Origin of the sequence: Bradyrhizobium sp. SZCCHNS3016, from assembly GCF_032484535.1 — a bacterium.
Lineage (GTDB): Bacteria > Pseudomonadota > Alphaproteobacteria > Rhizobiales > Xanthobacteraceae > Bradyrhizobium.
Genome location: NZ_JAUETE010000013.1, coordinates 44,389 through 57,368 on the forward strand (window position 1 = coordinate 44,389; position 12,980 = coordinate 57,368).

The 12,980-nt window shown below is 66.8% G+C and carries 7 protein-coding genes and 1 tRNA gene; 6 read left to right on the forward strand and 2 right to left on the reverse strand.

The window, feature by feature from the left end:
• The first annotated feature begins 233 nt into the window (after window positions 1–233).
• On the forward strand, window positions 234–410 hold the full coding sequence (locus QW881_RS23415; RefSeq protein ID WP_315759271.1) for a hypothetical protein: 177 nt from the start codon (window positions 234–236) through the stop codon (window positions 408–410).
• A 327-nt stretch (window positions 411–737) separates the two neighbouring features.
• The gene (locus tag QW881_RS23420; RefSeq protein ID WP_315759270.1) at window positions 738–1,577 is read left to right on the forward strand and encodes a DNA adenine methylase; all 840 of its coding nucleotides are present in this window, start codon (window positions 738–740) and stop codon (window positions 1,575–1,577) included.
• A gap of 25 nt (window positions 1,578–1,602) precedes the next feature.
• Here QW881_RS23420 and QW881_RS23425 read toward each other — a convergent pair whose 3' ends face one another.
• Complete coding sequence (locus tag QW881_RS23425) at window positions 1,603–2,040, reverse strand: hypothetical protein (RefSeq protein WP_316158785.1); 438 nt, start codon at window positions 2,038–2,040, stop codon at window positions 1,603–1,605.
• 274 nt (window positions 2,041–2,314) lie between these two features.
• Window positions 2,315–2,391, reverse strand: a tRNA-Arg gene (locus QW881_RS23430).
• 486 nt (window positions 2,392–2,877) lie between these two features.
• Here QW881_RS23430 and QW881_RS23435 point away from each other — a divergent pair.
• From QW881_RS23435 to QW881_RS23450, 4 genes are read left to right on the forward strand one after another with little or no spacing between them, the layout of a single operon-like run.
• On the forward strand, window positions 2,878–8,097 hold the full coding sequence (locus QW881_RS23435; RefSeq protein ID WP_316158786.1) for an alpha-2-macroglobulin: 5,220 nt from the start codon (window positions 2,878–2,880) through the stop codon (window positions 8,095–8,097).
• On the forward strand, window positions 8,094–10,322 hold the full coding sequence (pbpC, locus tag QW881_RS23440; protein ID WP_316158787.1) for a penicillin-binding protein 1C: 2,229 nt from the start codon (window positions 8,094–8,096) through the stop codon (window positions 10,320–10,322). Before QW881_RS23435 ends, pbpC begins: the two co-directional genes overlap by 4 nt.
• A gap of 51 nt (window positions 10,323–10,373) precedes the next feature.
• Window positions 10,374–12,116, forward strand: a complete 1,743-nt coding sequence (locus QW881_RS23445; RefSeq protein ID WP_316158788.1) for a glycosyltransferase family 39 protein — start codon at window positions 10,374–10,376, stop codon at window positions 12,114–12,116.
• On the forward strand, window positions 12,117–12,908 hold the full coding sequence (locus QW881_RS23450; protein WP_316158790.1) for a phosphatase PAP2 family protein: 792 nt from the start codon (window positions 12,117–12,119) through the stop codon (window positions 12,906–12,908).
• The last annotated feature ends 72 nt before the right edge of the window (window positions 12,909–12,980 follow it).

Below are 12,980 nucleotides of genomic sequence, written 5' to 3' on the forward strand. Positions count from 1 at the left end.
TTCCAGACTTCACAGGGAATCCACATCATGACCGATCTCGCTGCCCTCAAGGCGGCGGAGATACGCCGCTGGCACGAACTGTAGCCGTAGCGTGAGGAACTCTCCCAGGTCTCGTGAACCTAGGAGGCGCGATCCTGTTCCCCTTTTGACACTGCATGAGCTCCCTCTGCGCCTTGCGATCCCATCGAGGGTGCGAGGCGCACGACGATCGCCGATAGATCCAGGTGCATTCCATGATCGAGCTGACGCGCGAAAACCTCGCGCGCGTGTTTCCGCGCGCGCCTGAGGCGGTGATCGAGGCCTTCGTCGCCAAGCAGGACGTCCTGACCAAGGTCGGCGTCAATGCCACGCGGACGCGGCTGTCGTACTTCTTTGCCAACCTCGAGCGCAGTCCGGTTCTGCGTCAGTAGCTATCTCGACCGATCCATTACACAAGGACATCACCGCCTTCGAAAAGGGCAAGGCCTACTATCTCGACTCCACGCCGGTGCATGCATCTGTGAACGAAGGGTAGAGGTCCCTAGGCCACTCACCAGGCCATGGTGCTCAACCTCGCCCGGCCGCGATGATCTCGTGCGCCGGGCCTTTTGCTGTGGCGAGGGCAGGAGCGTTGGCGCGCTCCCGACCACGGGGCCAGACTTGGGCCAGTCCCGTCCGACGACCAAATCGCTCAGCGCCGGCTCGCCGGGCGCCACCATGGCGCGCGAGGGCTTGCGGAATCGTTGAGCTGTTTCGGAATGAACGATGAAAAAAGAGAGGTCGCCCCGGTGCGTCCGGCTGCGGCCTATATCGGGGGCAAGCGTCGCCTTGGCGAGCTGCTGGCCCGCCGGATCGAGGCCGTGCCTCATGAGACTTATGCCGAGCCGTTCGTCGGCATGGGCGGGGTGTTCTTTCGACGCCGCTGGGCACCGCGGCGAGAGGTGATCAACGACGTCTCGCGCGACGTGGCGACGCTATTCCGAATCCTGCAGCGGCACTATCCGCAGTTCCTAGAGACGCTCAAATTCCAGGTCACGTCCAGGGCGGAGTTCGAGCGCCTGGCGGCATGCAATGTCGACACGCTAACCGACCTCGAACGCGCGGCGCGGTTCCTGTACCTGCAGCGTCTGGCGTTCGGCGGCAAGGTGTCTGGTCGCAGCTTCGGTGTCGAGCCGAGCGGCGGAGCGCGCTTCGATGTGACCAAGCTCGGACCGCAGCTCGAGGCCATCCATGAGCGCCTGGCCGGGGTCGTCATCGAATGCCTGGCGTGGCCGGATTTCGTCGATCGCTATGACGGCGCCGGCACGCTGTTCTATCTCGATCCTCCCTATTGGGGGTCCGAGGCGGACTACGGCCCGGGCGTGTTCGCCCGCCCGGATTTCGCGGCGCTCGCGGCCAGGCTCTCAGGGATCTCCGGCCGGTTCATGCTGTCGGTGAACGACGTCTCCGAGACCCGCGAGGCGTTCGCGCGCTTCGCGATCGAGCCGGTATCGACCCGCTACACGATCTCCGGAAAATGGACCGAGGTCGCGGAGATCCTGGTCACCGGGCCGTCGCGCGAGCCGCTTCCGGTGGCGCGCGATCTGTTATCTTTGTGAGCAAGGGATTTTCAATTCCCGCTCATCATGGCGTGACCATGTGGCACGCATAGATGTGGGACTCGGTCGTGCGGAGGTCGATCGGGGCTCCGCAAAAGCATCGCGACCGGTTAGTGCTGCTTTGTGTCGGCATCCGACACCCGGCGTCCCACATCGCATATTTCCAGGCGGTGAAGGCGTGATGGCGGCGCCAGGCCTCGAAATCGGCCGGCGATCGGCGGGACACAAAGGTGGTCCAGGCTGTCTCGAACGATGCGCGGGCCTCCTCGAAGGTCGAGGCCGTGCCGACCGTCAGCTCGCCGGGATGGCTGCCGGGATAGAAGCCGCAGAGCCATTGCCACTCCGGGGTGCCGGACGGATTGCCGGCCCGCCTGGAGATCGTGCCGGCCGCGATGTCGCCGAAATGGATGCGCCAGCTTTCGTCGCGCGCATCGGGATTTCGGCGTCGGGTGAGAGTGCTCATGGCACCATGATTTCAGCCGCGCGCGCCTAAGGAAAGCCGCTACGTCTTGGGGGGGGGGACCCCTCGGGGCACTAGTCCTCCCAGCTGCTATCGAAGCCCGCATCTTGGCTCCGCAAGGTGCCTATCAAGTCCGGGATTTTTTCCGGGAAAATCTGTCCTCATCGGTCCCGGAATGTCCATTCTGATCCGCTTTTGTTTCGCCGCGGACCTCCGCCGCGTGGGCGCGAGCGGGCTAGAGATGCCTATTATTACAGGGCTTTCCGCAGAAATTAAGTGGCGATCCCAGCAGGACTCGAACCTGCAACCCGCGGAGTAGAAATCCGCTACTCTATCCAGTTGAGCTATGGGACCGTCGTCGCGACGTGAACGGCACGGGCGGACGTCACGGGATGAACGCTCCGAGGCGAAGCCCCGCCGGTACGGCCATCCCATAGCATGGGTCATATGAAAAATCTTCCGTTTCGCCAAGACCATCCGAACCGGATACGGGCCGGCGGCGACCAAGCGGAGGCGGAGGAGGGTCATCAAGGGCCGTTCGCGCGTCAGCGGCGCTGGTCAAACGGCTGCTGCGGTCTTTGCCGGTATGCCATGTCCTGTGAACATGTCCCGTGAATTGCCGTTGATGAACAGATTTTCCCGGCCGCGGCCGCCTGCCGATGGCAGCCAAGGCCAAGGGTCGCTATCTTGGCCCCTACAACCCTTGCCATCAGTCCGTCACCATTTCGCGTCCATTCTCGCCACCAATCGGCCAAACACGGGCGTCGATCCGTGCACCGCCAAGACCTGTCTGGAAATCTTTCCAGAGAACTTTCACAGAGCCGTCCAAGGAGCTGTCCCATGATCGGTCTGGTTCGCGCCGCCGTCCTCTGCGCCACCATGGCGCTCGGCCTCGCTTCCGCCCACGCCGCCGACAAGGCGTTCAAGCGCGACGATCTGGCTGACGCCGCCGTCAAGCTGGAGGCCCAGATCAAGAGCGAGGCCGGGGCGGTCAACAAGCCGCTGGCGACCTTGCGCACCGACGCCGATGCGGCGCTGCGCCGCAACGACCTGCGCACGGGCCTGCAGATCCTCGGACAGATCGCCACAGTGGCCCCGGATGATTCCGGTAATTGGCTGCGGCTGGCACGCACCGTGCTCAACCAGATCAAGCCGATCAACTCGTCGGAGCAGACCTTCCTGCTGGAGCGCGCCTCGACGGCGGCCTACATCGCCTACCAGCGCGCCGGCAATGCCGGCGAGGAGGCGGACGCGCTCGCCGTGCTCGGCAAGACCATGGCCGAGCGCAAGCTGTGGCGGCCGGCGCTCGATACGCTCAGGATGTCGCTCGAGCTGCGCGAGATCGCCGACGTCCGAGGACAGTATGAGCGGATGCGCGACGAGCACGGCTTCAAGCTGCTCGACTATACCGTTGACTCGGACTCGGCGAGCCCGCGCGCCTGCTTCCAGTTCTCCGAGGATCTTGCCAAGCGCACCGACTTCTCGCCGTTCGTGGCTCAGGCAGGTACCGACAAGCCGGCGCTGACCTCGGAGGACAAGCAGCTCTGCGTCGAGGGCCTCAAGCATGGCGAGCGCTACAACATCAACCTGCGCGCCGGGCTGCCGTCAGGCGTGAAGGAAAGCCTGCCGAAATCGGCCGAGTTCAACATCTATGTCCGCGACCGCAAGCCGTTCGTGCGCTTCACCGGCAAGGCCTATGTGCTGCCGCGCACCGGCCAGAAGGGCATTCCGCTGGTCAGCGTCAACACGCCCGCCGTCAACATCAACGTCTTCCGGATCGGCGACCGCAACCTGATCAACACCGTCATCGACAGCGACTTCCAGCGGCCGCTGTCGAGCTACCAGCTCACCGATCTCGGCAATGAGCGCGGCATGAAGGTGTGGAGCGGCGAGCTCTCGACCGCGATGACCCTGAACCAGGACGTCACCACCGCCTTTCCGGTGGATCAGGCGCTCAGCGACATGCAGCCGGGCGTCTATGTGATGACGGCCGCGCCGAAGGGCCCGACCAGTGGCAATGACGAGGACAGCGGCGGCCAGCTCGCCACGCAATGGTTCATCGTGTCCGATCTCGGCGTCGCCTCGCTTTCCGGCAATGACGGGATCCATGTGTTCGTCAATTCGCTGGCGTCCACCGATCCGGTGGCGCGCGCCGAGGTGAGGCTGGTGGCGCGCAACAACGAGATCCTGGCGACCCGCAGGACCGATGAGGCCGGGCACGCGCTTTTCGAGACGGGGCTGGCGCGGGGCGAGGGCGGGCTGTCGCCGGCGATGCTGACGGTGGTCGGCGAGAAAGCCGACTACGCCTTCCTCAGCCTGAAGACGACCGCCTTCGATCTCTCCGACCGTGGCGTGTCCGGCCGCGAGGCGCCGGCCGGGCCGGACGCCTTCGTCTATTCCGAGCGCGGCGTCTACCGCTCCAGCGAGACCGTCTATCTCACGGCGCTGCTGCGCGACGGCAAGGGCAACGCCATGACCGGCACGCCGCTGACGCTGGTCGTCGAGCGCCCGGATGGAGTCGAGTTCCGCCGGGCCGTGTTGCCGGATCAGGGGGCGGGCGGCCGATCGTTCAGCGTGGCGTTGAACTCGGCGGTGCCGACCGGCACCTACCGCGTGCGCGCCTTCACCGATCCAAAGGGGGCGTCCGTCGGCGAGACCACCTTCATGGTCGAGGACTACGTCCCCGAGCGGCTGGAATTCGACTTGTCGTCCAAGGACAAGCAGATCAAGGCTGAGACTCCTGTGGAGGTGAAGGTCGACGGCCATTTCCTCTACGGCGCGCCGGCCTCCGGCCTGCAGCTCGAGGGCGACCTGCTGGTGACGACCGCCTCCGAGCGGCCGGGCTTCCCGGGCTATCAGTTCGGCGTCGCCGACGAGGAGAGCGCCTCCAACGAGCGCACCCCGATCGAAGGCATGCCGGAAACGGATGAGAAGGGCGCGGCGACGTTCCCCGTGAGCCTGTCCAAGCCGCCGTCCTCCAGCCGGCCGCAGGAGGCGCAGATCTATGTGCGGATGGCTGAGACCGGCGGCCGCGCCGTCGAGCGCAAGCTGGTGCTCCCCGTGGCGCCCAAGGCCGCGCAGATCGGCATCAAGCCGTCGTTTTCCGGCAAGAGCGTCGGCGAGGGCGAGAAGGCCGAGTTCGACGTCGTGTTCGTCTCGCCCGAGGGCAAGACGCTGGCGCGCAATGGGCTGCGTTATGAGCTGCTCAAGATCGAGTCGCGCTATCAGTGGTACCGGCAGAACGCCTATTGGGAGTACGAGCCGGTGAAGTCGACGCGCCGGGTCGGCGATGGCGACGTCACGATCCCCGCCAACAAGCCGGCGCGGCTGAGCTTCCTGCCGGAGGCCGGGCGCTATCGCCTCGACGTCAAGTCGGCGGATGCCGACGGTCCGGTGACGTCGCTGCAGTTCGACGTCGGCTGGTACACCGACGGCAGCGCCGATACGCCGGATCTCTTGGAGACCTCGCTCGACAAGCCGCAATACCAGTCGGGCGACAGCATGGTCGTGACGATCAATGCGCGCACCGCCGGCAAGCTGACGGTCAATGTGCTCGGCGACCGGCTGCTGACGACGCAGACCACCGAGGTCAAGGAGGGCACCAACCAGGTCAAGCTTGCAGTCGGCAAGGACTGGGGCACTGGCGCCTATGTCGTGACGACGCTGCGCCGTCCGCTCGATACGGCCGCGCAGCGCATGCCGGACCGTGCGCTCGGCGTCGCCTGGTTCGGTATCGACAAGTCGGCGCGCACGCTCAACGTGGCGCTGACGCCGCCGGCGCTGGTGCGTCCGGGCTCGGCGTTGAAGATTCCGGTCAAGATCGGCGGGCTCAATCCCGGCGAGGACGCCAAGGTCGTGATCGCCGCAGTCGATGTCGGCATTCTCAACCTCACCAACTACAAGCCGCCGGCGCCGGACGACTATTATCTCGGCCAGCGCCAGCTCTCGGCCGAGATCCGCGATCTCTATGGCCAGTTGATCGACGGCATGCAGGGCACGCGCGGCCAGATCCGCTCTGGCGGTGACTCTGGCGGCGCCGAGCTGCAGGGCTCGCCACCGACGCAGAAGCCGCTGGCGCTGTATTCGGGCATCGTCACTGTCGGGCCAGACGGAACTGCCGAGGTCAGCTTCGACATTCCGGAGTTCGCCGGCACAGCGCGGGTGATGGCGGTGGCGTGGAGCGCCACCAAAGTTGGCCGCGCCAATGTCGACGTCACTGTGCGCGATCCCGTGGTGCTGACCGCGACCCTGCCGCGCTTCCTCCTGTCAGGCGATCGCGGCACGCTGTCGTTCGATGTCGACAATGTCGAAGGTGCGCCCGGCGACTATGTCGTCAGCGTGAAGGCGGGCGGTCCGGTCAAGGTGTCCGGCAATGCCAACGTCACGATGAAGCTCGCGGCCAAGCAGCGGGCGTCGGCGACCCTGTCGCTGGACGCCAGTGGCACTGGGCAGGCGCAGCTCGATGTCGACATCAAGGGCCCCAATGGGCTGGCGCTGGCGCGGCACTATCAGTTCGACGTGAAGCCGGCGACCCAGGTGCTGGCGCGTCGCTCGATCCGCACACTCGCGAAGGGTGAAAGCCTGACGCTGACATCGGACATGTTCTCCGATCTCGTGGCGGGCACCGGCACGGTGTCGCTGTCGGCGGGGCTCTCGACCGCGCTCGATGCGGCGACCATCCTCAAGGCGCTCGACCGCTATCCGCATGGCTGCTCGGAGCAGATCACCAGCCGCGCGATGCCGCTGCTCTATGTCAACGAGCTCGCGGTCGGCGCGCATCTCGCCATGGACACCGAGGTCGACCAGCGGATCCGTGACTCCATCGACCGGCTCCTTGCACGTCAAGGATCCAATGGCTCGTTCGGGCTGTGGTCGGCAGGCGGCGATGATCCCTGGCTCGATGCCTATGTGACGGACTTCCTGACCCGCGCCCGCGAGAAGGGATTTGCGGTGCCGGACGTACTGTTCAAGAGCGCGCTCGACCGCATCAGGAACTCGGTCGTCAATGCCGACGAGCCGGAGAAGAGCGGGGGCCGCGATCTCGCCTATGGTCTCTACGTGCTGGCGCGCAATGGCGCGGCGCCGATCGGCGACCTGCGCTATCTCGCCGACACCAAGCTCGGCAATCTCGCCACCCCGATCGCCAAGGCGCAGCTTGCCGCGGCGCTGGCGCTGGTCGGCGACCGCGCCCGTGCCGAGCGGGTCTATGCCGCCGCGGCCGACAGCCTCGCGCCGAAGCCGGTCTTGGTGTTCGGCCGCACCGATTACGGCTCCGACCTGCGCGATGCGGCAGCGCTGGTGTCGCTGGCGGGCGAGGGCAATGCGCCGCGCGCGACGCTCTCGCAAGCCGTGGCGCGCGTCGAGGCCGCGCGCGGACTGACGCCGTACACCTCGACGCAGGAGAATGCGTGGATGGTGCTGGCGGCGCGCGCGCTGGCCAGGGAGACGCTGACGCTCGACGTCAACGGCCAGGCCGTAAAGCAGGCGATGTACCGCAGCTACAAGGCGGGGGAGCTCTCCGGCCAGCCGCTGAAGATCACCAACACCGGCGACGCGCCGGTGCAGGCGGTGGTCTCGGTGTCCGGCTCGCCGCTGACGCCGGAGCCGGCGGCGTCCAACGGCTTCAAGATCGAGCGCGGCTACTACACGCTCGACGGCAAACCTGCCGATATCAGAACCGCGAAGCAGAACGACCGTTTCGCTGTCGTGCTGAAGGTCACGGAGGCCAAGCCGGAGTACGGCCACATCATGGTGTCGGACTATCTGCCGGCGGGGCTTGAGATCGATAATCCGCACCTGGTGTCGTCGGGTGACAGCGGCACCTTGGACTGGATCGAGGACGGCCAGGAACCGGTCAACACCGAGTTCCGCGATGACCGCTTCACCGCCGCGCTCGACCGCACCGCGGATTCGAAGGCGGTGTTCACGGTCGCCTATGTCGTACGCGCGGTGTCGCCCGGCAAATACGTGCTGCCGCAGGCCTATGTCGAGGACATGTACAATCCCTCGCGCTATGGTCGCACCGGGACGGGCTCCGTGGAGGTCCGCGCGGCGAAATGAGCGAGGATGGGACGAGCGGTGATGGACGCACGCCGGAGATTCACACTCCGTCGTCGTGGCCGGGCTTTACCCGGCCATCCACGGCCGCACGCGAGGTCGGCGCGGATGCCCGGGGCAAGCCCGGCCATGACGGGAGGAGAGGGCGGGGCGTCAAATGGCTTTTCGGGATTGCGCTCGCATTCATCGCGTTTGTCGCCGCAGCCCTCACCGCCTACACGATCTCCCTCGGCCCGTTGCCGCTGCGCGAGGCTAAAGCGGTCTCAACCACCGTGGTCGATCGTCACGGCAAGTTGTTGCGCGCCTATGCGATGGCGGACGGGCGGTGGCGGCTGCCGGTCAGCGCCAAAAAAGACGTCGATCCGACCTATCTGAAGCTGCTGCTGGCCTATGAGGACCAGCGCTTCTTCGACCATCACGGCGTCGATCCGCGCGCGCTGGCGCGCGCGGCGATCCAACTCGGCTCGCACGGCCACATCGTCTCCGGTGGCTCGACCATCACGATGCAGTTGGCGCGGCTGCTCGAGCCGCGGCGGCAGCGCTCGCTGCATGCCAAGCTCCGGCAGATCGTGCGCGCGCTCGAGCTCGAGCGAGAGCTGAGCAAAGACGAGATCCTCGATCTCTACCTGACGCTGGCGCCCTATGGCGGCAATCTCGAAGGCATCCGCGCCGCCTCGATCGCGTATTTCGGCAAGGAGCCGAAGCGGCTGTCACTGGCGGAAGCGGCCCTCTTAGTGGCGCTGCCGCAGTCACCAGAGACGCGGCGGCTCGACCGGCATCCCGAGGCCGCTCGACGCGCCCGCGACCGCGTGCTCGACCGCATGGTGGCGGAGAACGTGATCTCCGCCGAGGACGCGGCGCAGGCGAAGGCGCAAGCCGTGCCGGCCTTCCGCATGCCGATGCCGATCCTGGCGCCGCATGCCGCCGACCAGGCCTCGGCCGCCGTCAAGGATCAGCCGATCATCCGCCTTACGCTGGATGCCTCGCTGCAGAAGGTGCTGGAGCCGCTGGCGCGCGATCGCGCCATCGCATTGGGACCGAACGTCTCGGTCGGCATCATCGTGGTCGACAATGACAGCGGCGACGTGCTCGCCCATGTCGGATCGGCCGACTACTTCGACGAGAAGCGGGCAGGGCAGGTCGACATGACCCGCGCGGTGCGCTCGCCGGGCTCGACCCTGAAGCCGTTCATCTACGGACTCGCCTTCGAGGACGGCTTCGTGCACCCGGAGAGCCTCATCGAGGACCGCCCGGTGCGCTTCGGCTCCTACGCGCCGGAAAATTTCGACATGACGTTCCAGGGCACGGTGCCGGTGCGCAAGGCGCTGCAACTGTCCCTGAACGTGCCCGCTATCGTGCTGCTCGATCGTGTCGGCGCCAGCCGGCTGTCGTCGCGACTGAAGCAGGCCGGCGGCAATCTGGTGCTGCCGAAGGACGAGGCCCCGGGCCTCGCCATGGGCCTCGGCGGCGTCGGCGTGACCTTGCAGGACCTCGCCCAGCTCTATGCGGGCTTTCCGCGGCTCGGCACCACCAAGCCGCTACGCGAGATCATGACGGCTGACGGCGCGCAGGATAACGCGCGCGAGCCGATGCGGCTGATGGATTCGGCGGCGGCCTGGCAGGTCGGCAACGTGCTGCTGGGGACGCCGCCGCCGGAAAACGCAGCCCGCAACCGGATCGCCTTCAAGACCGGTACCAGCTACGGCTATCACGACGCTTGGTCGGTCGGCTTCGACGGCCGCGTCACGATCGGCGTCTGGGTCGGCCGGCCCGATGGCGCGCCGGTGCCCGGCCTGATCGGCCGCGTCGCCGCGGCGCCGATCCTGTTCGACGCTTTTGCCCGCAGCGGCAAGCTGCCAGCAACATTGCCGAAGCCGCCCAAGGGGGCGCTGGTCGCCAGCAATTCAAAGTTGCCGCTGCCGCTGCGCCGGTTCCGGCCGATCGGCGAATTGCTGCGGACCGTCGCCGAACAGGCGCCGCACATCCAGTTCCCGCTGAACGGCTCGCGCATCGATGTCGACCGATCCGCGGGACGCGAGGCATCGGTGATGCCGGTGAAAGTGTCGGGCGGCGTGCTGCCGCTGACCATGCTGGTCAATGGACTGGCCGTGGGCGAGATCGACAGCCGCCGCCAGCGCCTGATCGATCCGCCCGGGCCGGGCTTTGCCCGCCTCACCGTGATCGACGCCACGGGCGCTGCGGACACAGTTGTGGTCAGAATCCAGTGAGGGTTCGCTAAGCGGTTGTCGACATGGCGGTTTCAGCGTATTCGGAACCCCATGGTCGAGACCTATGCCCGCCCCCGTTTTGGAGAGCCGCGCGAGCCGAAGAACCTGGTCAATCCAGGCAATCGGCTGGTGCGGATGATCGATGCCGTCACCGTGAGCCACACCAGGGCGGCGGCGTTCCTGCTCGTCTGCGGGCTGCTGTTGTTCCTGCCGGGCTTCTTCACGATCCCGCCGATCGATCGCGACGAGGCGCGCTTCGCCCAGGCGACCAAGCAGATGGTCGAGAGCGGCGATTACGTCGACATCCGCTTCCAGGACGACGTGCGCTACAAGAAGCCGGTCGGCATCTACTGGTTGCAATCGGCCGCGGTCGAGACGGCGTCGGCGATCGGTCTGCCGCGTGCGCAGCTGCGCATCTGGGTCTACCGCATTCCCTCGCTGATCGGCGCGATCGGCGCGGTGCTGCTGACCTATTGGACCGCGCTCTCCTTCGTGACACGGCGCGGCGCCGTGTTCGCCGCCTTGCTGATGTGCTGCTCGGTGCTGCTCGGCGTGGAAGCCCGGCTCGCCAAGACCGACGCGATGCTGCTGTTCACGGTGGTGGCTGCCATGGGTGCGCTGGCGCGCGTCTATCTGTCGTGGCAGCGCGGCGAGGATCCGGTGCATCCGCCCTGGGGACCGCCCGCGATCTTCTGGACGGCGCTCGCCGGCGGCATCCTGATCAAGGGCCCGCTGATCCTGATGTTCGCGGGACTGACGATCGTGACCCTGGCGATCATGGATCGCGGCGCCGGCTGGCTATCGCGTCTGCGCCCTCTGTGGGGACTGATGTGGATGCTGGTGCTGGTGCTGCCCTGGTTCGTGCTGATCTTCCTGCGCGCCGGCGACACCTTCTTCGCCGACTCCGTCGGCGGCGACATGCTGAGCAAGATCGGCGCCCAGGAGTCGCATGGCGCGCCGCCGGGCCTCTATCTGCTGCTGTTGTTCATCACCTTCTGGCCCGGCGCGCCGCTGGCCGCGATGGCGGCGCCTGCGGTGTGGCGCGCGCGGCGCGAGCCGGGGGCGCAGTTCTTGCTGGCCTGGCTGCTGCCGTCCTGGATCGTGTTCGAGGCTGTGCTGACCAAGCTGCCGCATTATGTGCTGCCGCTGTATCCGGCGATCGCGATCCTCACGGTGGGCGCGCTGGAGCGGCGGGTGCTGGCGCGCAACTGGCTGCGGCGCGGCGCGGCCTGGTGGTTTGTGATTCCCGCCATCACCTCGGTGGTGGCCGTGATCGGCGCCATCATCGTCACGCACCAGCCGGTGTTCCTGGCCTGGCCGTTCGTCGCGGCGTCGCTGATCTTCGGCCTGTTCGCCTGGTGGCTCTATGACGACGGCCGTGCCGAGCGCTCGCTCTTGAATGCCGGCGTGGCGGCGATGTTCCTGGCGTTCGTGGTATACGGCGCCGTGCTGCCGGCGCTGACGCCGCTGTTTCCCAGCGCGGAGATTGCGCGCGCGCTCCGCAACGTGGTCTGCGTCGGGCCGAAGGCGGCGGCGGCAGGCTTCCACGAGCCGAGCCTCGTCTTCATGACAGGGTCGTCGACGCAACTCACCGACGGCTCCGGCGCCGCCGACTTCCTCAGCCAGGGCACCTGCCGCTTTGCTTTGGTCGAGCAGCGCACCGAGCGCGCCTTCGTGCAACGGGCCGAAGCGATCGGGCTGCGCTACAACGTCGCCAAGCGCATCGACGGCTACAACATCTCGCAGGGCCGTCCGGTCTCGATCGCGATCTATCGCTCGGAGGGCACCGAATAGATGTCGGCGCCCGACAGCCCCGCGCGATCGTCAGGCTATTTCGCCCAGCTCGCGCTGGTCGGCAAATTCTCGCTCGGCCGGCTGGTCCGCCAGCCGCAAACGGCGCCGGAGGCCGCGAGCCGGCAACGCCTGGGGCGCGAGCTTCTCCTGCTCGGCGCCATCGGCCTGAGTGCGATCCTGATGCTGATGTTCGCGTTCGATGCTTACGAGATCGGGCTGATGCCGACACGCGGAACATCGAGCCTTTGGCCGGTGCGGATCATCACCGAGTTCGGTCAGGATGAATACGTGCTGGGACTGTTGGCCGTGAGCGTCGTCGCGACGATCCTGATTGCGCCGCTGTGGCCGGAAGCCAGCCGCAGCCGTCTGCTGAATTTCGCGACCCACGTTCAATACGCCTTCTTCGCGGTGCTGAGCGCGGTACTTGCTGCCCAAGTGCTGAAATACATCATCGGCCGCGGCCGCCCCTTCGTCGGCGGCAAGGCGAATGCCTTCAATTTCGACCCGTTCAACGGCACGCCGGCCTATTTCAGCATGCCGTCCGCACATGCGGTGACGGCCTTCGCGCTGGCCTTTGCAATGTCCGCCATCTGGCCGCGGTTGCGCGTTCCCATGTTCATCTATGCCGTCGTGATCGCCTTGAGTCGGCTGGTGCTGCTGGCGCATCATCCGAGCGACGTGGTCGCCGGCGCCGTGGTGGGATTGGCCTGCGCCATGCTCGTCCGCTACTGGTTCGCAGCTCGTCGGCTCGGCTTTCGTCTCGGCAAGGACGGCCAAATCGTACCGCGCTAAAGGGGTTGATAGCGGGCCCCAAGCCCCATAAGAAGCCTCCGCCGGAGCGCCCCGGGGCAGGAACCGGCCCGA